At 65.8% G+C, this 22,430-nt stretch carries 14 protein-coding genes; 4 read left to right on the top strand and 10 right to left on the bottom strand.

Going from position 1 to position 22,430, the window contains the following annotated elements:
• Nucleotides 1-4 precede the first annotated feature (4 nt).
• A complete protein-coding gene (locus RIdsm_RS03810; protein WP_057818934.1) occupies nucleotides 5-1,681 on the top strand; it encodes an acyl-CoA dehydrogenase family protein in 1,677 nt (558 codons plus the stop codon).
• A 3-nt stretch (nucleotides 1,682-1,684) separates the two neighbouring features.
• On the opposite strand, the gene RIdsm_RS03805 is transcribed toward RIdsm_RS03810, so the two are convergent.
• On the bottom strand, nucleotides 1,685-3,082 hold the full coding sequence (locus RIdsm_RS03805) for a hypothetical protein (protein ID WP_057818933.1): 1,398 nt from the start codon (nucleotides 3,080-3,082) through the stop codon (nucleotides 1,685-1,687).
• A 244-nt stretch (nucleotides 3,083-3,326) separates the two neighbouring features.
• On the opposite strand from RIdsm_RS03805, the gene RIdsm_RS03800 reads away from it, so the two are divergent.
• Together RIdsm_RS03800 and RIdsm_RS03795 are read left to right on the top strand one after the other, a co-directional pair.
• On the top strand, nucleotides 3,327-4,436 hold the full coding sequence (locus RIdsm_RS03800; protein ID WP_057818931.1) for an efflux RND transporter periplasmic adaptor subunit: 1,110 nt from the start codon (nucleotides 3,327-3,329) through the stop codon (nucleotides 4,434-4,436).
• A complete protein-coding gene (locus RIdsm_RS03795; protein WP_057818929.1) occupies nucleotides 4,433-7,507 on the top strand; it encodes an efflux RND transporter permease subunit in 3,075 nt (1,024 codons plus the stop codon). The genes RIdsm_RS03800 and RIdsm_RS03795 overlap by 4 nt, the downstream gene beginning before the upstream one ends.
• Nucleotides 7,508-7,510: 3 nt before the next feature.
• On the opposite strand, the gene RIdsm_RS03790 is transcribed toward RIdsm_RS03795, so the two are convergent.
• The 8 genes from RIdsm_RS03790 to RIdsm_RS03755 form a co-directional block, all read right to left on the bottom strand.
• Nucleotides 7,511-8,512: a C45 family autoproteolytic acyltransferase/hydrolase gene (locus RIdsm_RS03790; RefSeq protein WP_177228437.1), complete on the bottom strand. Its 1,002-nt coding sequence runs from the start codon at nucleotides 8,510-8,512 to the stop codon at nucleotides 7,511-7,513.
• 6 nt (nucleotides 8,513-8,518) lie between these two features.
• A complete protein-coding gene (locus RIdsm_RS03785) occupies nucleotides 8,519-9,970 on the bottom strand; it encodes a biotin carboxylase (RefSeq protein ID WP_057818927.1) in 1,452 nt (483 codons plus the stop codon).
• Between the two features lie 16 nt (nucleotides 9,971-9,986).
• The gene (locus RIdsm_RS03780; protein WP_057818925.1) at nucleotides 9,987-12,740 is read right to left on the bottom strand and encodes an aminotransferase class I/II-fold pyridoxal phosphate-dependent enzyme; all 2,754 of its coding nucleotides are present in this window, start codon (nucleotides 12,738-12,740) and stop codon (nucleotides 9,987-9,989) included.
• A gap of 39 nt (nucleotides 12,741-12,779) precedes the next feature.
• Nucleotides 12,780-13,748, bottom strand: coding sequence for a carbon-nitrogen hydrolase family protein (locus RIdsm_RS03775; protein ID WP_057818923.1), 969 nt, complete (start codon nucleotides 13,746-13,748; stop codon nucleotides 12,780-12,782).
• A gap of 86 nt (nucleotides 13,749-13,834) precedes the next feature.
• Nucleotides 13,835-14,260: a universal stress protein gene (locus tag RIdsm_RS03770; RefSeq protein WP_057818920.1), complete on the bottom strand. Its 426-nt coding sequence runs from the start codon at nucleotides 14,258-14,260 to the stop codon at nucleotides 13,835-13,837.
• 15 nt (nucleotides 14,261-14,275) lie between these two features.
• Nucleotides 14,276-17,035: a TRAP transporter permease gene (locus RIdsm_RS03765; protein ID WP_057818918.1), complete on the bottom strand. Its 2,760-nt coding sequence runs from the start codon at nucleotides 17,033-17,035 to the stop codon at nucleotides 14,276-14,278.
• Nucleotides 17,036-17,144: 109 nt separating this feature from the next.
• Complete coding sequence (locus RIdsm_RS03760; protein WP_057818916.1) at nucleotides 17,145-18,107, bottom strand: TAXI family TRAP transporter solute-binding subunit; 963 nt, start codon at nucleotides 18,105-18,107, stop codon at nucleotides 17,145-17,147.
• 149 nt (nucleotides 18,108-18,256) lie between these two features.
• Entirely contained in the window at nucleotides 18,257-18,826 is a 570-nt protein-coding gene (locus tag RIdsm_RS03755; protein ID WP_057818914.1) for a cupin domain-containing protein, read from the bottom strand.
• Between the two features lie 178 nt (nucleotides 18,827-19,004).
• Here RIdsm_RS03755 and gabT point away from each other — a divergent pair, with 178 nt between their 5' ends.
• Nucleotides 19,005-20,429 carry a 4-aminobutyrate--2-oxoglutarate transaminase gene (gene gabT / locus RIdsm_RS03750; protein ID WP_082647471.1) on the top strand — a complete coding sequence of 475 codons (1,425 nt, stop codon included), beginning with the start codon at nucleotides 19,005-19,007 and terminating at the stop codon, nucleotides 20,427-20,429.
• 46 nt (nucleotides 20,430-20,475) lie between these two features.
• Here the strand turns inward: gabT and RIdsm_RS03745 are convergent, their stop codons facing one another.
• Complete coding sequence (locus RIdsm_RS03745) at nucleotides 20,476-22,380, bottom strand: sensor histidine kinase (RefSeq protein WP_057818997.1); 1,905 nt, start codon at nucleotides 22,378-22,380, stop codon at nucleotides 20,476-20,478.
• Nucleotides 22,381-22,430 lie beyond the last annotated feature (50 nt).

Here is a 22,430-nt window from a genome sequence, read left to right as displayed (position 1 = left end):
CCCCATGCCCGACACCTTCACCACCCACGAAGTCCGCAACCAGGCCCGCCCGGCCACCGGCTTCAACGCCTTCACCGGCGACACCGTCCTGCGCGAGGCCATCGCCCGCGAAGCCCCCTGGGCCGCCGACAAATGCGCCGCCCTCGGCGCCATGGCCGGCGACGAACACGTGCAGGAGCTGGCCCACCTCGCCAACCGCCATTCGCCCGAGCTGAAGACCCACGACCGCTTCGGCAACCGCATCGACTGGGTCGAGTTTCACCAAAGCTGGCACGACCTCATGTCGCTGGCGTGGAAGCACGAGGTGCCCAACCTCACATGGCGCACCAACCAGAAGAACGGCCATTACGCCCGCGCCGTCCTGTCCTATGTCTGGAACCAGGTCGAACAGGGCACCGGCTGCCCCACCGGCATGGCCTACGCCTCCTATGCCGGGTTCGAGGCCGAGCCGGCCCTGGGCATCTGGGCCGAAAAGGTCAAGGGCACCGAATACGAGTTCAGCCGCCGCGAAGTCGCCGACAAACCCTCCGTCGTCATCGGCTACGGCATGACGGAAAAACAGGGCGGCTCCGACCTGCGGGAAACCCAGACCACGGCCCGCTTCCTCCATACCGAGGATTACCACGGCAAACCCGCCCACTGGTACGAACTGACCGGGCATAAATGGTTCTGCTCCGTCCCCCAATCCGACGGCTTCTTCACGCTGGCCAAGGTCGATGGCGGCGTCACCTGCTTCTTCCTGCCCCGCACCCTGCCCGACGGCAGCTACAACCGCTTCAACATCCAGCGTCTCAAGGACAAGGCCGGCAACCGCTCCAACGCCTCCTCCGAGGTGGAATACAACGGCACCCTCGCCATCCGCGTGGGCGAGGAAGGCAAGGGCATCCGCGAGATCCTCTCCCACTCCCACCTCACCCGGCTCGACTTCGCCATCGGCTCCGCCGGGCTCATGCGCCAGATGCTGACGCTCGCCATGACCCACACCTCCACCCGCACCGCCTTCGGCACCTCCATCGCCGACCGCCCGATGATGACCAGCGTGCTGGCCGACATGGCGGTCGAGACCGAGGCCTGCACCCTCATGGCGCTCCGCGTCGCCAAGGCGACCGACCGGCTGGCCGAGGACGAGCACGACCGCCTCCTCGCCCGCGTCGCCACCCCGGCGGCCAAGTATTTCAACTGCTCCCGCGTGCCCGCCATCGCCAACGAGGCCCTGCAATGCCACGGCGGCAACGGCTTCATCGAGGAAAACCCGATGGCCCGCCTCTACCGCGAGGCGCCGCTCAACTCGATCTGGGAAGGCACCGCCAACATGATGTGCATGGACGTCCGCCGCGCCATGCTGAAAGACCCCGCCACCATCGACGCCCTGCATGACGAGGTATCCCCGCTGAAAGGTGACGACGACCGCTTCGACGCCATGATCCGCCACACCGACGCGCTGATCGGCGCCGCGATGGAAGAAGAATTCTACGCCCGCCCGATGACCGAAGCCGTCGCCCGCCTCCTGCAAGGCGCCGAACTCCTCCGCGCCAGCACGCCGGAGGTGGCCGAGACCTTCCTCGCCACCCGAACCCCCGGCATGCCCGGCGCATGGGGCTCCCATTTCGGCACGCTCGCGCAGCCCGTCACGCAGGCCACGGCGAAAACCATCATGGATCGCGCCATGATCTCGGCCTGACCCTCAGCTCAGGACAAACGCGTAAGCCAGCACCCAAAGCGTCAAAATCGACGTCGCCACAAGGAAATACCCGCCGTTCCAGCGCAGCCCCACATGGGTTGCGCTGACCCCGCCGAACGACCCGATCAGCAGCGTCGTCGCGGTAAAGGGCGAGGTCGCCCCGCTCATCGCCCAGCCGGCGGTGATGGCGGCGACCATCGCGCCGGGCGGAATGCCCAGCGCCTCGGGGCTCGGGAACATCGGCGAAATCAGCGTCACCGCCAGGATCGGGTTCATCCCGAACTGCCCGAGGATGGGCACGATCCAGACAAGGATCGTCAGCACCACCCATGTCGGCAGGCTCTCCGGCGCGAAGCCCAGCGACGCCAGAAGCGGCTGCAGCACCGGCGCGCCCACCGTGCCGATATACCCCGCCATCATCAGCAGCACGATCTCGCCCCGATAGCCCGGCAACTCCCCGGTGACATACCCCCGCACCCGCCCGCGCAGCGTGCCCTCCCGGCCCAGCCCGATCCGCTGGATCACGGCCCAGGCCACGGCAATCACCGGCACGATCACCATCACCACCCCGACCACCCGAATACCGGTCAGGAAATGTGCCGCCGACACCGCCACCGCCAGCAGCACCAGCAGGAAAAGCAGCGGCATCATCAGGCTCCACGAGCCCTCCGGCTTGCGCGGCGGCGGCCGGTTGCCGCGCAACCGCGGCTTGAAAATCGTGTCCATCGCCCAGCCCGTCATCGTGATGATCACCGCCGAGCCAAGCCCGGGCAGAACCGCGCTCGCCCAGGTCGCCCCCGGCACCAGCGCAATGGTGATCGCCATCGCGAAGGCCAGCGGCGACCAGGTCAGCGACGCGATGAACCCCCGCTGGATCGCCAGAAGCATCCGTCGGGTCCGGTGCCCCCGGATCACCGGGTCGCCTTCCGACCGGGCCGCGTTCGACGCCAGGCTGCCCAGAAGCGAGATCGACCCGTAATTGATCAGCAGCGCAAAAAGATGCCCGCCCACCGTCAGCGCCGCATAGCGCCGCCCCGGCGGCTGCGCCGCCAGGAACGCCCCGCCCTTGCGCAGCGCCGGAGAGCTTTCCGCCGCGTTCCGCAATGTCGAGAGTGCCACGAAGAACGCCGCCACGAAGGCCGCCTTCTCCAGCCCCTGCCGCGCCAGCGACAGCCAGTCATCCGCCGACAGCGCCACCCAGGCCGTCAGCACCAGCCCCACCACGACGAACGCCTTGCGCGTCAGCCGGACATTCACCGCCAGCAGCACCAGGATGACAATCACGAGCCCCTCGATCACCGGCCCGGGCTCTCCGGCACCCCACTCCCGCAACGCGAACAGCGCCGTCAGAACGATCAGCAGGACGGCGGCAGCACGGTCTATGAACTGGGATGGGGTCATCGGGCTCCGGAGGGTCGCAACATAGGCACCCCCGCTTTAATCCTCCCGCCCGGTGCCGCCAAGGGCCTGACGCGCCACAGGCGGAAACTGCCGGTTTTATGGGCATTTGCAGCACATCACGCCGCTGTCATTCGGGCAATCGCGCCGCCTGTGCTAGGCTGGACAGGCCCGGCCAGCCGAATACGTGACCGGGCGGCATTTTGGGCTAGGTCCCATCGAAACGTCTCGCGCACGGGAAACAGCCTTGGAGAAAACCGCCTTCTGGAAGCAAGCTCTCGTCTCCGCCGTCCTGGTCGGCGGGGCGGCGCTCGCGTGGCACTACCGGACCGACCTGCAGGAACTCTGGGCCAGCACCTCCGCCACCGGGCAACGCCAGGCCGACGCCAGCGCACAAGGCGAAGGCACCCCCGTCATCGTCGCCGATGTCCGGCAGGTGCAGGACGATCTCGCCTTCTCCGCCATCGGCACCGGCTTCGCCCTGCGCTCCGTCACCCTGCGCGCCCCCTCGGCGGGCGAGGTCACCGCGCTCGACATCGCCCCCGGCGCCAAGTTCACCGCCGGCGACACGCTGATGCAGCTCGACGACACCGACGAGCACCTCGCGGTCGACCTCGCCGAGGCCCGCCTCGAACGCGCCACCTCCGAACGTGACCGCTACCAGGCCCTGCAAGACACCGGCGCCGCCGCCACCGCCCGTTTCGAACAGGCCCAGACCGATTTCAAGGTCGCCCGCATCGCGCTCGACCAGGCCCGCGCCGACCTCGCCGACCGCACGCTCCGCGCCCCCTTCGATGGCGTCACCGGCCTTGCCTCGGTGGAAACCGGCGACCGCATCGTGGCCGATGAAACCGTCTCCAGCTTCGACGACCGCAGCCGCATCCTCGTCGAGTTCGACCTGCCCGAGGCCCTGCTCGGCCGCATCGAGATCGGCCAGAGCGCCACCGCCACCACACCGGCCGCCGAGGGCCAGACCTTCGACGCCGAAATCACCGCCATCGACAGCCGCGTCGACGTCTCGACCCGCACAGCCCGCATCCGCGCCGCCATCGACAATGCCGCCGACACCCTTCGCCCCGGCGCCTCCTTCGCCCTGCGCCTCGAACTGCCCGGCAAGACCTACCCGGCCGTGCCCGAGCTCGCCCTGCAGTTCTCCCGCGGCGAGCTCAACGTCTGGCGCGTCTCCGATGGGCAGGCCGAACAGGTCACCGTCCGCCTCGTCCGCCGCCGCGAGGGGCTGGTCATCGTCGACGGCCCGATCTCCGAAGGCGACCATATCGTCGTCGAAGGCTCCCAGCGCCTGCGCGCTGGCGTCGCCGTCAACGTCCTCAACACCGCCACGGATGGCAGCTCATGAGCCCCGGCGGCCGGGGCCTCTCCGACATCAGCGTCCGCCGCCCCTACCTCGCGGCGGTCATGAGCCTTCTCATCATGATCGCCGGCATCGGCGCGCTCTGGGGCATCGAGGTACGCGAGCTTCCGGATGTCGACCGCCCCATCGTCTCGGTCCGCGCCAACTATCCCGGCGCCTCCCCCACCACCATGGATGCCGAAGTCGCCTCGCTGGTCGAGGGCGCGGTGGCCCGCGTCGCCGGGGTCGAATCCGTCCGCACCTCCTCGGAAGAGGGCAATTTCCGGATGCGCGTGGAATTCAGCCCCTCCCGCGACCTCGCCAACGCCTCCAACGACGTGCGCGAAGCCGTCAGCCGGGTCGAAAACCGCCTCCCCGACGGGGTCGAGGATCTCTTCGTCGTCAAGTCCGAGGAAGACGCCGACCCCGTGCTCGACGTCACCGTCTGGAGCAACGAACGCTCCATCGACGAGCTCACGCAGTTGGTCGAAGACGCCATCGCGACCGAGTTCACCGCCGTCGACGGCGTGGCCGAGGTGGTGCTTTTCGGCGATCGCCAGCGCGTCCTCCGCGTCGAGGTGAAGCCCGACCGCCTCGCCGCCTTCGGCCTCTCCATCGGCGAGGTGGCCGACACCCTCCGCTCGGCCCAGTTCGACGTGCCGGTGGGCAGCTTCGCCTCCGGCCCGCTCGAGGTGCTGGTGCGCGCCGACGCCACCGTCGCCGACCCGCACCGGATCGAAGACCTGATGCTGCGCGACCAGGTCCGCCTCGGCGACGTGGCCGATGTCTATTTCGGACTCGCCACCCCCTCCAGCGTCGCCCGCCTCGACGGCCGCCTCGTCATCAGCCTCGGCATTGTCCGGCAGGCGCAATCCAACACCGTCCGCATCTCCGACGAGGTCAACCGCGCCATCGACAGGCTCGAAACCCGCTTCCCCGACCTCGGCTTCCAGGTCACCAGCGACGACGCCGTCTTCATCCGCGGCGCCATCGCCGAGGTGCTGAAAACCCTCGCCGCCGCCTTCTGCATCGTCATCGCGGTGATCTGGGTCTTCTTCGGCCGCTTCAGCGCCACGCTCATCCCCGCCATCGCCATCCCCATCGCCCTCGTCGGCTCCGTCGCGGGCATCTGGCTGATGGGCTTTTCGATCAACCTCATCACCCTCCTCGCCCTCGTCCTCGCCACCGGCCTCGTCGTCGACGACGCCATCGTCGTCACCGAAAACATCCAGCGCCGAAGACAGGAAGGCATGGGGCCGAAGGCCGCCGCCGTACTCGGCGCGGGGCAGGTCTTCTTCGCCGTCATCGCCACCACCCTGACGCTGGTCGCCGTCTTCGTCCCGATCTCCTTCCTGCCCAGCGACGCCGGCCGCCTCTTCACCGAATTCGGCTTTGCCCTCGCCATCACCGTCATCATCTCCACCTTCGTGGCACTCACCATGTGCCCGATGCTGGCCTCCCTCTCCGACAGCCTCGGCCGCACCGGCGGGCTCTTCACCGGCCTCGGCAAACGCCTCTCCTCGCTCTACGCCGCCCTCATCGGCCCGATGATCCGCGCGCCCCTCGTCACCATCGTCGGCGCCGGCATGCTCGCAGGCGGCGCGGCCCTCTTCTACGGCGAGCTGGGCGAGGAACTCGTACCCCCCGAAGATCGCGGCATGGTCTCGGTCTGGGTCCAGGGCCCCGACGGCGCCGGGCTCGACTACACCGACCGCCAGGTCGTGAAGGTCGAAGACATGCTGCGCCCCTATGTGGAAAGCGGCGTCGCCGAGGGCCTCTATTCGATCACCGGCCGCTACGACCTCAACCGCGGCAGCATCGGCGTCCGCCTCGTCCCGTGGTCTGAACGCACCACCAGCCAGGCCGATATCGAGGCCGCCCTCCGCGAAGACCTCGAAAACCTCCCCGGCGCCGAACCCCGCATCCGCAGCGGCAACAGCCTCGGCCTGCGCGGCGGCTCGGGCGGCGGGCTCAGCATCGCGCTCACCGGCCCCAACTACCCCGACATCGCCGCCGCCGCCGACAGCTTCGCCCGCGACCTCGAAGAGGTCACCGGCGTCTCCGGCATCCGCGTCCAGTACCAGGCCACCCAGCCGCAACTCAGCATCAGCGTCGACCGAGACCGCGCCTCCGATCTGCGCGTGCCCATCTCCACCCTCTCCGGCACCCTCCGCGCCCTGATCGACGAAGACGAGATTTCCGAGCTCACCATCGACGACGAGGCCGTGCCGATCCTCCTGCAATCCGCCGCCGGCGCGGTGCGCGACCCGGCCGATCTCATGAACCTCTATGTCCGCGCCGACACGGGCGATCTCGTCCCCCTCAACCAGATCGTGACGCTCACCGAGGAAGGCGTCGCCGCCGAGCTCGACCGCCACGCCCAGCGCCGCGCCATCGAGATCGACGCCTCCGTCGCCCCCGAGGTCACCCTGCGCGAGGTCATCGACGACGTCCGCGCCCTCTCGCAAGAGCGCCTGCCCGACGGCATCGGCCTCATCTTCCTCGGTGAAGCCGCCTCGCTCGACGAAACCTCCTCGGCTCTCACCGCCACCTACATCATCGCGCTTCTCGTGGTCTTCCTCGTGCTGCTTGCGCAGTTCGAAAGCCTCACCAGCGCGCTGGTCGTCATGACAACCGTCCCCTTCGGCGTCTGCGCCGCGATCTACGCCATGCTGCTGACCGGCACGACCATCAACATCTACAGCCAGATCGGCGTGCTCATGCTGATCGGCGTGATGGCCAAGAACGGCATCCTTCTCGTGGAATTCGCCAACCAGCTCCGCGACCAGGGCCGCTCCGTCCCCGACGCCGCCTACGAGGCCGCCCTGGCCCGCCTGCGGCCCATCGCCATGACGCTGATCTGTACCGTGATGTCCGGCCTGCCCCTCATCCTCGGCACCGGCCCGGGGGCCGAGGCGCGCGCCTCCATCGGCTGGGTCATCGTGGGCGGGCTCGGCATGGCGGCGGTCTTCACGCTCTTCCTGACCCCCGCGGCCTACGCGCTGGTCAGCAGCACCACCCGCTCGCGCGCCTCCTCCGCACAGGCGCTGGACGAGGAACTCCGCGCCGCCGAATGAACCCTACCCCTGCGGCCGCGCCGAATAGGCCAGCTGCGCCGGGTAGCTGATCGTCATGCTGTCTTCCTCGAACACCGCGAACGACTTCTTCCAGCACGTCCCCGGCCACCGCACGCTCATCTCCCCCAGCCTTGGCAGGTAGGAGGCCGTGTAAAGCGTTCCGAACCCGTGATCGAACGCCGTCGAATAAAGCGGCGGTTTCAGAAACGCCTTGATGAACTTCTCCTGCGTCTCGGGGTGCAGCGTCAGCCGCTGCAACAGGAACCTTTCCCGCTCCACCGTCGCGGTCAGCCGGGCGTGGCTCTTCCACTCCACCTGCTCCTGGTGGTTCGTCGCCACCGCCGCATGAGACAGCACCGGCGCCCGGTCCGGCGCAAGGTACGCGGTCAGGAAATCATGGCTCCGGTCAAGCACCGTCACGTTGTAGCTCATATGGCACGGTACGCGCTCCAGCACCTTGCCGGCCTCCTTCGCCGTCGTGCAGGTCTCGAGGATGTACCGCAGGATCAGCGGCACACCGAACCCCACGCCCGCCGCCCGCCGCCCACCGAATGTCAGCGACACGGCAAGACCGGCATCATTCATCCCGTCGACAACACCGAACATCCCGTCCGACATGCCGATCACGTCGCGCCCCAGCCACCGCGTCTTCATGACCACCGCGTCGAACGCCAGCTGACTGTAATCGTAATTCCTGACCAGAAGCGGCTCGCCCCCCGACCAGATCGCCTGGCTGCACCCCGACAAATACCGCGGCGGGCAATAGAAGCTCAGGAACCGCGCCGCCATGTCGCCGCCGCCCGCCAGATCGACCAGCTTGTCATACACCGGCACCAGTTCCGGCATATGCGTTTCCAGCGCGCTGCGGCATTCCAGGTAGGTCGGCCGCCCCGAAAGCCCCTCCCGCGCCCACCATTTCAGGTAGGCCGGGCCATACTCGGCGAAAAGCCCGGACCATTTCGGCCCAGGCTCGTTTTCGGCAATCGCGCGGAAGGTCAGGGACATGACATGCTACATAATCTTGAACGCCGGGTCCTCAAAGGCCTGCGCCGAGGGAAGCGGCCTTGCCCGGAACGCCTTCTTGATCCCGTCGATCCAGTTCTTCGACTTCTGCGTCAGCTGGAAGCTCTTCGTCATCGACCGCCCGCGCGTCACGAGAATGCCAAGGTCGGCCCCCTCGTAGCGGTAATCCCCCGCGTTCGAGATCCGCAGGAAGAACGCCTCGTCCTCGCTCTCGACCGCCCGGCGGTGATAGTCGAACCGGTCGAACACCACCGTGCCGTCCGACTGCATCCGGTAGATGCCCGATTGCGGCGCCTCGGTGATGATATCCACCGAATCCTCGGTATGCTTGATCACCATCTGCGACCAGCTGTCGATCATGTCCGGATCGGCCCAGCGCGCGTTCAGCTCGTCCACGTCCAGCTTGAAGGGCTTCTTCGAGAACTCCAGCAGGTGGAACAGGAACAATGGCGCATCCGCATGGGCAAAGGCCGCGTGGTTGGTCATCGACGACGCACCGGTGATCCGCGGGTTCAGCTCGCCCAGCCAGATATCGTTGCTCTTCTTGTCGATCAGGAAATCCAGCTCGAAATACCCGCGATAGCCTTCCTTCCGAAGCTGCTCGCCGAACTTGAAGGTCAGCTCCCGCGCCTGCTGGCGCTGCTTCGGCGAAAACGCGGTCGAGAAGATCTCGTTCCCGCACCAGCCGCCACGATAGGGCGTCAGCTCCTTGAAGCCCACCAGCTCGGTCATCAACGGGCCCACGATCGTGCCCTCCGACGTCGCGCAGGCCTCGATCGCCGAGCCCCGGCAATCGATCCGCTTCATCACCTTGATCTCGCCCTGGCCCACGATCTCGTGCTCGTGCTTGCGGAAATCGGCCTCGGACTTGATGAAGAACGTCGTGTGCCCGGAATCGCCAAAGGCCGATTGCAGCACCAGGTCGTTGCCAAGGTCGGCCTTCTTGCAAAGCTCCTTCAGCTGGTCGTAGCTTTCCACCTTCGACAGCGTGTTGGGCACCGACGGCACGCCCGCCTTGTTGCCCACGCGCACCGTCTCGATCTTGTTGTCCATGTTCGACCGAAGCTTCGCCTTCGGGAACCAGACCTCACCGCCCAGCTGCTTGGCCAGCGCCTCGGTCCGCTCGTCGAACATCAGGAACACGAATTTCGGCTTGCCGCCCCGCGCCTTGACGTAGTCGACCACCTCCTTGTGCTGCAGCAGGTAGTTGTTGATGTCCTCGATCGACTGGAACTCTTCATGCGGAATCTCGGAAGGGCAAAGCACGTTCGGATGCCGCCCGTCGAAACAGTCCATGTAACATATGTACTTGAAATTCTTCACCCATTCATCCAGCCCCAGCAGGTTGAAGTTGGTGGCCGAGACGAAATAGATCGGGTCGGTGTTGGTGTGGAAATACCGGCGGATCTCCGAGATGTTCTTCAGCGTCTTCTTGGGCATCTGACGTTATCCTCCCTTAGGATTTCTTCTTTTTCAAATTCTTCAGCGCGTCCTTGGTAAACACCCGCAGGCCAAGATCGGCCCGGAACCCATGAATTTCACTGACATCGAGCGCGCGCATGAACGACATGATCTCGGGGCTGATCACCTGCCCCGGCACCAGGATCGGAAAGCCCGGCGGATAGGGAATGATGAAACTGGCCGACACCAGCTCCTCGCCCTTCTCCAGCCGGTCCATCAGTTTGTCGTCAAGGTCGAGATAGTCGCAATTGTCCTCGTCATAGGCGAGGAAGAACGCCGTGCGGATATCCCCCTCGGGCGTGTCCTTGCTCGACCGAAACGAATCGTGGAACCGGCTGAAATCCGGCAGCGGCGGCACATGCTCCACCAGCGCCGCCACCCGGTTCTCGAACGACCGCCTCTCCATCTTCGAGGCATCGTCGAGCAGCTCGTCGAGATCGTTGGCGATCTCCACCAGCACCTCGATGAGGTAGGCCACCGACGACCGCGTCGTGCCGATATTTGTCATGAACAGCACGGTGTTGCGCGAGGTCTTGTTGATCTGGATCCCGAACTTGTTCATCAGGATCTCGGTCTTGAACGTATCCCCGTCCCAGCCGGTGCCGCCCACCGCCAGCGTGATCCGTGTCGGGTCCAGCACGAACTCGTCCTGCCCCCACATCGCCCACTTGTCGATCCAGCCCTGCTCGGGGTCGTAATAGGATTCCTGCCCGCTCTGCCGGAACTCGGCGGGCACGATGTCACTCAGCGACAAGACCTTGAAATACTTCTTCAGAACCGGGTGCGTGCGCACCGCCCGGCGGATCGCCATGGCGCTTTCCACCTGCCGCTGCACGAACTCGAACCCTTCCAGCTCCACCTGCCGCCGGCCCACATCGAGCGAGGCGATGATCTGGTAGTTGGGCGAGGTCGAGGTATGCGTCATGTAGGCTTCGTGAAACGCCTGCTCCACCTCGCCCTTGAAGTCCTGGTCGTTGACGTGAATCATCGACCCCTGCCTGAGTGACGTCAGCGTCTTGTGCGTCGATTGCGTCGCATAGGCCCTGACCCTTGCATCGGGCGGCGGCACCAGCCGCGTCTCGAGCCACGCGTCGTCGCCCTTGCCCTTCAGCTCCTCCTGCTGCGCCTCCCAGGCTTCCGCCGTCTCGGGCGCCCGCAGGGTTTCCCGCAGCGTGTTGGCCACATCCATCGCCGTGCGCTGCCGATAGGTCGGCCCGAACCGCGCGAACCCGAACCACGCCTCGTCCCAAAGGAAGATCAGGTCCTTCTTGATGGCAAGGCATTCCTCCATCACCCGCCGCACGTTGTAGACCACCCCGTCAAACGTACAGTTGGTCAGCAGAACCATCCGCACCCGGTCCAGCTTCCCGGCGGCCTTCAACGTCAGCAGGTGATGCTTGATCTCCTTCAGCGGCACCGCCCCGTACATCGAGTATTCATGCAGCGGGTAGCTGTCCATGTAGACCACGTTGGCGCCGGCCAGCACCATGCCGTAATGGTGCGACTTGTGACAGTCGCGGTCGACCAGAACGATATCGCCCGGCCTCACGACCGACTGCACGACGATCTTGTTGCAGGTCGACGTGCCGTTCGTCGCAAAGAACGTGTGCTTCGCGCCAAAGGCCCTTGCCGCCATGTCCTGCGCTTCCTTGATCGGCCCGCGCGGCTCCAGCAGGCTGTCGAGCCCGCCGCTGGTGGCTGACGTCTCCGCCAGGAAGATGTTCGAGCCGTAAAACGCCCCCATGTCCTGGATCCAGTGCGACCGGCTGATCGACTTGCCCCGGCTGATCGGCATGGCGTGGAACACGCCCGTGGGCTGGCGCGAATACTCCTTCAGCGCGGTGAAGAACGGCGTCTTGTAGCGCCGGTTCACGCCCCGCAGGATATTCAGGTGCAGCTCCAGGAAATCCTCCTGGTTATAGAACACCCGCCGGCACAGCCCCAGGTCCATCCCCGCGATATCCTCGGCCGACCGATCGGTCACCAGGTAGGCATCCAGCTCCGGCCGGATCTTCGCGATCAGCCGACAGGTCTCGGGCCCATAGGCATGCGGCTCCAGATCATCCACATCCTCATCCGCCGCCACCCGCGTCAGATACTGGTTCAGCACCGGCAGATCGTTCTTCGACTTGAGCGAAAGCCCCGGCCGCACCACCACCGCCTGAACGTTGTGGTTGAACAGAATCCCCATCAGCGCGTCTTCCAGCGACGGCACCACCACGGGCTCGTAGATGAACGGGTCTTCCGGCCGCCGCATCCGCTGAAGGCTGTGGCGCAGGAACCGCTCCTGGTGCTCGTTCACGTCATCGACGATCAGGATCTCGAAATACGGCCGCCCCAGCGCCCGCGCCTCGGGGCCGAGCGAGGCTTCGTCCTCGTAATCCTCGTTGTCGATCTCGTCCGACGACAGCGGGATCGACCGCCGCCGATACGCCCCCGAGGTCAGCGCCCGCGCAATCCGCCGCACCGACACCGACAGGTCTTCGGCATTGCCATGATCCAGCATCTTGCGCAGGTGGTCGAACGCGTGGGCGCCGGGAAACGCCCAGTATTTCTCGATCGGCTCCAGCGCATCGAACAGCGCCTCGGCCTGTTTCAGCAGCTTCTTGCCCTGCCGCCCCTCGGCGCCATGCCTGTGCAACCCCTCCGCCGCCTCTCGCAGCGCGCTCCAGCGGTCTGCCCGTAACTGGGTGGCGCTGTAGTATTCGCGAATCGAGGGCAGGTCACCTTCACCTGAGTGCACATTCATGGCGGCCTCCTTTCAATGGGGCTGGCGCCGGCCGGCGCCTCAGTCAGACCCCGTCTTGCCGTGAAAAACCGAAAAGTTCTTCGGGGGTAGCTCGGGCTGTTCGACATACCCCAACGCCGTCCGCGGATCGGCGGCGCTCAGACCGCGCGACGACCCCTGCTTCGGTGTCTCCAGCGGTCCGAGCGTCTTCAGGAACGCATCGGTCCCACTCTCGCGGTCGTAAACGCTGAAATCGACCTCGCGGTCCCGGAAACTCTTGAGCACCTGGCCCAGGCCCTTCAGCCCGGTCTCGCGCTGACGCCGCACCAGGTCGAGATCGACCTCGATGGGGAACATGTCCTCCTGCCCCGCCGACTGGTGCAGCACCAGCGCCGAGGGGTCCACCACCAGCGACCGGCCCACGCCGCCCGCGGCAAGGCCGTTGACGTCGAAGACATAGCACTGGAACTGCGCCGCCGTGGCCCGCGCGATGGAAAGCTCCGCATCGCGGTCCGCCGTGCCGGTCAGAACCGGATGCAACAGCACCTCGACCCCCTGGCTTGTCAGCTGCCGCGTCGTCTCGGGGAACCAGATGTCATAGCAGATCGACAACCCGAACCGCCCAACCTCGGGCACGTCGAACACGCAGAACTCGGTTCCGGCGGAAATCCCCTGCTCATAGGGCCGGAACGGGAACATCTTCGAATAGCGCGCCACGATCTCCCCCTCGGGGTTGATCACGACCGAGGTGTTCAGAATGCGCCCGTCCTCGGTGCGCTCGAACATCGACCCGGGTATAAGCCAGATGCCGTGCCGCCGGGCATCCTCCTGGAAGGTCTCCAGCGCCTCGTTCGGGAAAGGCTGGGCGTATTTGTCGAGCGGTCCGAACGGCGCCAGCTCGGAAAACAGCACCATCTGGGTCCACGGGAACTGCGCCATCAGGATCTCGAGCCTGTGCCGCATCGCATCGACGTTGGAATGAAGCGCGGCGACATGCATCTGGACGCCGGCAATCGCAAAGGGGGTCATCTACGGATTTGCTCCTGTTCGTATATCGGGCCCGGTGCCCCCCACCGGGCCGGAAGCCGGCAATCCTGTGTTCGGGCCAAAACGCATCAACGCACCACCAGCACCGGGCGGCTGGCGTGGCGCACCACTTTATCTGCGTTCGATCCGACAAGGAAGGTCCGAAGTTCATCCGGCGGGTGCGAGGCCATCACGATCATGTCGGCCGACACGTCATTGGCGGCCGCAAGGATCTTCTCCGGCACGTGGCCGTGGCCCACATGGGCCACCGCCTTGGTGCCCGCCGGCACCTTTTCCGACACGAAGGCATCGAGCTCGGCCTTCATGTCCTGCAGCATCTTCTCCTCGAAGTCGCGCGGCAGGTACGACGCCACCAAAGGCGAGCCAAGCTCGTGGACGATCCCCAGGATATGCAGCGTCCCGCCCTCGCCGCACATCTTGGCGGCAAGCGGCAGGGCCTTCTCCCACGATTCGGGATGCGTCAGGTCGATGGGCAGCAGGATGTTGTCGAACATGGGACAGACCTTTCTTCAGGCTGTTGCAGCTTCCGGCGTCCGCCGCCGGCGCTGCAGGAACACCACCAGCGCCAGCAGAAGCGCCGCCGGAATGAACATCAGGTATTTCGACGGCTGCGGCGCCGGCGATTTCACCTCGACGATCTCCTGATCCCAGTCGAGCCCGGCTTGCTGCGCGGGGCTGTCGAAGGTCACGTTGTCGATGATGATCGTGCCGTCGTTGTTCAGGTACTCGATCCCTGCCGCCAGAACCCGGTCGGCCCCTGTCTCGCCCTCCAGCACCGGCACCAGCGCGGTAAAGGTCACCGGGTCGCCCACGGCATTCATGCCGTTGACCGTCATCCGGATATCCTGCCCCACCTGCGCATCGGCAAAGGCCTGTTCGATCTCGGCCGGCGGCACATCCTCGAAGGGCGGCGCCACCATGTCCATCCAGAAACCGGGCCGGAACAGCGTGAAGGCCACCAGCAACAGCATCACCGTCTCGTAGATCCGGTTGCGCGCCAGGAACCAGCCCTGCGTCGCCGCCGCGAACAGCAGCATCGCCACCGTAGAGACCACGAAGACGAAGATCCCCTGCGCCCAGTTCACCTCGATCAGCAACAACTCGGTGTTGAAGATGAACAGGAACGGCAGCGCCGCGGTCCTGAGGCTGTAGAAGAACGCCACAACCCCGGTCCGGATCGGGTCACCGCCGGAAACGGCCGCCGCCGCGAACGAGGCAAGCCCCACGGGCGGCGTCACGTCCGCCATGATGCCGAAGTAGAACACGAACAGGTGCACCGCGATCAGCGGCACGATCAGCCCGTTCTGCTGGCCCAGCGTCACGATCACCGGCGCCAGCAGCGCCGACACCACGATATAGTTCGCCGTCGTCGGCAGCCCCATCCCGAGGATCAGCGACAGGATCGCCGTCAGCACCAGGATCGCCAGGATATTCCCGCCCGACAGCACCTCGACCACGTCCGCCAGCGCCGAGCCGACGCCCGTCTGGCTGACCGCGCCCACGATGATACCGGCCGTCGCCGTCGCGATGCCGATGCCGATCATGTTGCGCGCCCCGGCCACCAGCCCTTCCAGCAGGTCGACAAACCCGGCCCGGAACTCCGTCGCGATGTCCCCGGCACTGCGCATCATCGCCATGATCGGCCGTTGCGTCACCAGGATGAAGATCATGAAACTCGCCGCCCAGAAGGCCGACAGGCCCGGCGACTTGCGGTCCACCATCAGCGCCCAGACCAGCACCACGACCGGCAGGATGTAATGCAGCCCGGCCTTCACCGTCGGCCCCGGCTTCGGCAACTGCGTCACCGGCTCATTGGGGTCTTCCAGCTTCAGCGGCGGCTGTTTCGAGGCCACGTAAAGCAGCCCGACATAGGCCACCGTCAGCATCGCGAAAACGATATACCCGGCAGCATTCGGAAACGCCGGCCGGATCCAGCCCATCAGGTAATAGACCGCGAAGGAAATCGCGCAGATCGCCGCGATGGTGAAGGCCAGCGAAATCAGCCACGCCACCAGCGGCTTGGGCTCGACCGCCCGCGGCAGCCCCTGCATGTTCGCCTTCATCGCCTCCAGGTGCACGATGTAGACCAGCGCGATATAGCTGATCACAGCCGGCAGAAACGCGTGCTTGACCACGTCGAAATACGGGATGCCCACGTATTCCACCATCAGGAACGCGGCGGCCCCCATCACCGGCGGCATGATCTGCCCATTGACGGAACTGGCCACCTCGACCGCCCCCGCCTTCTCGGACGAAAAGCCCACCTTCTTCATCAGCGGAATGGTAAACGTGCCCGTGGTCACCACGTTCGCGATCGACGACCCCGAAATCAGTCCCGTCATCGCCGAGGACACCACCGCCGCCTTGGCCGGCCCGCCCCGCATGTGACCCATCAGGCTGAACGCCACCTGGATGAAATAATTGCCCGCGCCGGCCTTATCCAGCAGCGAACCGAACAGCACGAAGAGGAACACGAACGACGCCGACACCCCCAGCGCGATGCCGAAAACGCCCTCGGTCGTGATCCACTGGTGGTTCACCACCTCCGACAGCGAGTTGCCCTTGTGCGCGATGATCCCCGGCATGTACGGCCCGAGGAACGTATAGGCCAGGAACACCGTCGCCACGATCATCAGCGCCGGCCCCAGCGCCCGCCGCGTCGCTTCCAGCAAGACCAGCAGGCCCAGAACGGCCACCACGTAATCCTGCGTGATCGGCGCGCCCACGCGCGTGGCGATCTCGTCACTGTAGACGAAGACATAAAGCGCGGCCCCGGCCCCCAGGATCGCCAGCGCCCATTCCCAGGGCGGGATCCGGTCCTTGGGCGAGCCCAGCAAGATCGCCGCGATCAAACCCAGCCCGATCAGCGGGATCCACCAGACAGCCGTGCCGTCCTTGGCCCCCACCATGAAGAAAACCGTCAACAGCGCCGGCACCGCCAACGCAAGCCCCAGCTGCGCCGGCGTGCGCTGCGAGGGATAGGCGAGATACGCCAGGAACAGCGCGAAGCCCAGGTGGAAGGCCCGCGTGTCGGCCTGGTTGAACACGCCGAAATTGAAGATGAACGGCAGGGGCGAGGCGACCCAGAGCTGAAACAGCGACCACGCCAGCGCCACGAGCAGAAGGAAGGTTCCGACAGGGCCCGCCGGGCTGCGCCCGCCCGTGTCCGTCGAGGCGACCAGCTCGTCCAGCTCCTGCTGGCTCAGGCCCCCTTTGCCGGACGCGGCGTTCTCAACCGCTGCCGACTCGAATTGCTTATCGTCACTCATTTCGACCCCCTGTTCGCGCTTCGGCCCCGTGTTTTTTGTTGTTCGGGCCGCCGGGCCGTGGCCCCCCGCTCAAGCCGGGGGCCACGGAAATCTCGTCACGATACCGGGATCATTCGATCCAGCCGCGTTCCTTGTAGTACTTCTCCGCACCGGCATGCAGCGGCGCCGAAAGACCGCCCGAGATCATCTCTTCCTCGGTCAGGTTCTCGAAGGCCGGGTGCAGCCCCTTGAAACGGTCGAAGTTCTCGAAGACGGCTTTCACCACCTCGTAGACGACATCTTCACCCACCGAGGCCGACGTCACGAAGGTCGCCTTCACGCCGAAGGTTTTGACGTCCTCGTCATTGCCCTTGTACATGCCGCCCGGAACGGTCGCCCATGCGTAATAGGGGTTTTCCTCCACCAGCGTGGCAATCTCCGGCGTGTCGACCGGGATGACCTTGGCGTCGACCGTGGTCGTCGCTTCCTGGATCGAGCCCGCCGGGTGACCGACGGTGAAGATGATCGCGTCGACGTTGTTGTCGCCCAGGGCGGCCGACTGTTCCGCCGATTTCAGCTCCGAGGTCAGCGCGAAGTCATCCACGGTCCAGCCCATCGCGTCCATCACCACGTCCATCGTCGCGCGCTGGCCCGAGCCGGGGTTGCCGATGTTGACGCGCTTGCCCTTCAGGTCGGTGAAGGTCTCGATGCCGCTGTCGGCCCGTGCCACCACGTTGAACGGCTCACCATGCACCGAGAAGACGGCGCGCAGGTCCTCGAACTGGTCGCCCTCGAACTGCGACGAGCCGTTATAGGCGTGGAACTGCCAGTCCGACTGGGCCACGCCCATGTCCATGTCACCGGCCTTGATGGCGTTGATGTTGGCAATCGATCCGCCCGTCGAGGGCGCGGTGCACTTCAGGCCATGATCGCCCGTGCCACGGTTGACGAGCCGGCAGATCGACTGGCCGACCACGTAATACACGCCGGTCTGACCGCCCGTGCCGATGGTTATGAATTTCTCCTGCGCCGTGACGGCCGTTGCCGACAGCGCCAGAATCGCGGCTGTGGCTGTTTTGATGAACATATTCATGCTTACTCCCTGGTTGCACTTCAGTTCGCCGATTGTTCTTGCCTGGCGAAAACCTCTTTTTTTAATTTACGTTAACACTCCTTTGTTAACGTTCAACTTTATTTCTGCCTGACCTTACGGTCGGCTTGTTCGCGCACAACCGCCGGGCGTCAGAAACTCGGGGGCGTACAAGCACTTACGACAATACAGGGCCCCTGCCCGATATTGCGAAATCGGTGCGGAAGACGGCTGTCGAACAGGTAGCCATCCCCCGGATTCAGCACTCTCACCTGGTCCGCGACGGTCACCTCGATGATCCCGGAAATGACGACTCCCGCCTCTTCCCCGTTATGGGCCAGCATGTCCGGCCCGGTGTCCGACCCGGGCGGATAGGTCTCGTGCAGAACCTGCAGCGAATGCCGCGACGCATCGCCCAGCTGGCGCAGCGACACCCGCGCCGCCGCCCCGCCAAGGCCCAGCTCCTGCGGCGACAGCTCGATGAACTCGTCCTCCGAATAGAAATACTTCGGCTCGCCCGCGTCCTCGACCTCGGTGAAGAACTCCGACATGGTCATCGGCACCGCATCCAGCAGCCGCTTGAGCGACGCCACCGAGGGGCTCGACTTGTTCTGCTCGATCAGCGACACCGCCGCGCTGGTCAGCCCGGCCCGGCCCGCAAGATCGCGCTGCGACATGCCCTGCGACTCTCTCACCGCCCGCAACCTGCCGCCGATATCCATGCCCGGAAACCCCACTTGAACCTTGATAAGAATATTTGACGCAGAAAGCCGCCGACCGGTCAAGCAAGAAAAACAGGCACTTAAACACCAATAAAATCAGCCATCACAAACAGAGTTGACAAAAATATTAAACAGCCAATAACTATTTTAAGCACTTTGCACACGGCAGGAGAGACCCATGCCCCCCAGAAAGAAATCCCCCGCACGATCGAAGACCATCACCGGCGTCGCCACCGGCACGCGGAGAAAACAGGCCGCCGCGCCCGAGCCCGTCACCGAATCGGCGCCCGCGCAAACCAACGCCGCCCTCTGGGCCCGCCGCGAAGCCGCTGTCGCCCGCGGCGTCGCCTCCGCCGCCCCGATCTTCGCCGACCGCGCCGAGAATGCCGAGCTCTGGGATATCGAGGGCAACCGCTACATCGACTTCGCCGGCGGCATCGCCGTGCTGAACACCGGCCACCGCCACCCGAAAGTGGTCGAGGCCGCCAAGGCCCAGGAAGACCGGTTCACCCACACCTCCTTCCAGGTCGTCCCCTACGAGCCCTATATCGCCCTCTCGGAAAAGCTGAACGAGCTGGCCCCCGGTGATTTCGCCAAGAAATCCCTGCTGGTCACCACCGGCGCCGAGGCGGTCGAGAACGCCGTCAAGATCGCCCGCGCCGCCACCGGCCGCCCCGGCGTCATCGCCTTCTCGGCGGGCTACCACGGCCGCACGCTCCTCACCCTCGGCCTCACCGGCAAGGTGAACCCCTACAAGAAAGACGTGGGCCCCTTCCCCACCGACATCTTCCGCGTGCCTTTCCCGTCGGTCCGTGACGACATCACCGTGCAGGATTCGATCCGCGCGCTGGAAATGCTCTTCCTCACCGACGCCCAGCCCGACCGCGTCGCCGCCATCATCCTCGAGCCGGTGCTCGGCGAGGGCGGCTACCACCCGGTGCCGACCGAGCTCTGGCAGGCCCTCCGCGCCATCTGCGACAAGCACGGCATCCTGCTCATCTCCGATGAGATCCAGGCGGGCTTCGGCCGCACCGGCACATGGTTCGCGGTCGAACATTCCGGCGTCGCCCCCGACCTCATCACCGTCGCCAAAAGCATGGCCGGCGGCTACCCGATCGCCGGCGTCGTCGGCCGGGCCGAGGTGATGGATGCGCTCGCCCCCGGCGGCCTGGGCGGCACCTATGGCGGCAACCCCGTGGCCTGCGCCGCGGCCCTCGCCGCCATCGAAGCCATCGAATCCGAAGGCCTCCTCGCCCGCTCCACCGCGCTTGGCGAGACCCTCCGCGCCCGCTTCGCCGATATCGGCGCCCGCGTCGCGCCCTACCGGATGTGGGATATCCGCGGCCTCGGCGCGATGCTGGCCGTCGAGTTCGTCACAGATTTCGACACCGCCACGCCCGATGCCGCCTTCACCAAGTCGGTCATCAGCCATGCGCTCGCCCGCGGCCTGATCCTTCTGGGCTGCGGCATGCATGGCAACGCGGTCCGCATCATGGTGCCGCTCACCGCCTCGGATGCCATCATCGAGGAAGGCATGGCCATCTTCGAGGCCGCCGTCGCCGACGCCATCGCCGCCGAATCCACCGCCGTCGCGGCAGAGTAAGCCACCGCTAGAACCAATCGAAACGGCGGGGCCAAAAGCCCCGCCGTTATCCGTTCCGCGCCTCCGCCGAGGGCAGCCAGACACAGAACTCCGCGCCGCCCTCGTCAAGGTTCCGATAGGTGATCCGCCCCCCGGCCCGCTGAATCAGCGTCTGCGAAATCGACAGGCCAAGCCCCGTCCCCTCCGCCTGTTTCGTCGTGAAGAACGGGTCGAACATCTTGTCGATCAGGTCATCCGGCACCCCCGGCCCGGTATCGCGCACCGACAGCAACGCCCCCTCGACCCCGTCACGCACCTCCGCCCGCAACAAAAGCCGGATCGTCCCCGCCGCCTTCATCGCCTGCGAGGCATTGACCAGCAGGTTCACCACAACCTGCTGCATCTCCCCCGCCTCGATCCTGACCACCGGCACATCCTGCAAGTCGCTCTCGACCGCAATCTCCGCCTTCGACAGCACATGCTCCACCAGCACCAGGCAATCCTTCACCAGCGGCCGCAAATCCACCGCCTCCTCCGCCCCGGAAAACTCGTGCGGCCGGGCGAACTGCAACAGCTTGCCGACGATCGAATTGATCCGCGCCACCTGCCGGTCGATCAGGTCCAGCTCCACCTCGACCGAGGCCGCCTCGTCACCCAAACTCTCCCGCATCACGTCGAGATTGCCCTGGATCACCGCCACCGGGTTGTTGATCTCATGCGCGACGCCTGCGGTAATCTCCCCGATCGAGGCCAGCTTCTCGCTCATCACCAGCTGCTGCCAGGTATCCTCCAGCTTGGCATTCGCATCCCGAAGCTCCGCCGTCCGCTCCTCGACCCTCTGCTCCAGCTCATCGGCCCAGGCCCGCAGCTTCGCGTCCCTGTCCTGCAACTCGTCCAGCAGGTCATCCAGATGCCCCGCCACCTGCCCGATCTCGTCCTTCGACCCGGTCACCCCGTTCCTTGCGTTCAGATCCCCCTCGCCCACGCGCCGCATCGTCTGGTTCATCTTCTCCAGCGGCGCAAAGATCCCCTTCGCCATCCACAGGAACAACGGCACCGACATCAACAGAACCCCGGCAAAGGCCGCAAAGATCACCATCACCGCTTCCCGCTTGGCCGCCGTGAACGGCGCCTCGAGGAAACCCACATACAACATCCCCACCGCCTCCCCGAAACTGTCGCGCAGCGGCAGGTAGCCGGAAATATACCAGTCATTCACCACGAAGGCCCGGTTCAGCCAGGTCCGCCCCTCGTCCAGCACCGCCTCCCGCACCACCGCCGACACCCTCGTGCCCAGCGCCCGCACATCCTCGAACAGGCGCACATTCGTCGATACCCGCACATCGTCGAGGAACAGCGTCGCCGTCCCCTGCCGCTCGCCCCCGGTGACGGCGTTCAGGTAAACCAGCGCATTGATCGTATCGATGAACTGCAAGTTCCGGTTCAGAAGGATCCCCCCGACCAGAACACCCCCATGCCCGTCCCGCCGGATCGGCGCGGCCGAATGCACCACCATCCCCCGCTCTTCGACCACCCGGTCGGTCGGCACGGCGGCCCGCGTCGGAATAAGGTCGATCCGCGCCTGCTCGGCCAGATCCCCGTCAAACGCCGCCAGCTCCGCGGCGTTGAAGATATCGATCTCCGTCGCAGGCTCCCCCGCCATCGCCGCCCGCACCACGGGCCAGCGCTCGGCAGTGGGCCCGGCCTCCCCCTCCGGCAGAATGTAAAGAAAATCCAGCCCCAGCTCGGCCCGCTTCTCGGCCAGGAACCTGTCCTGCGCCGCCCCATCCACCGCCAGTATCTCGGCAAACTGCACCGATTCCGCCACGCCCGTCAGCTCGTCGCCCGTCGTCTCCATGATCCGCGCAAGGTATTGCTCGGCAATCCGCAAATCGGATTCCACGTTCGCAATCAAAACCTTGTCGTAATCCGCCGTCCACCGGGTCATCCCCAGGAACAGCAGCATCGGCATCAGCACCACCAGCGGCGCCAGCGCAAGGAAAAGCAGGCGTACCCGGATCG

The sequence above is a fragment of the Roseovarius indicus genome, from assembly GCF_008728195.1.
GTDB classification, from domain to species: Bacteria; Pseudomonadota; Alphaproteobacteria; order Rhodobacterales; family Rhodobacteraceae; genus Roseovarius; species Roseovarius indicus.
This window is presented reverse-complemented; position numbering and strand designations above follow the sequence as displayed.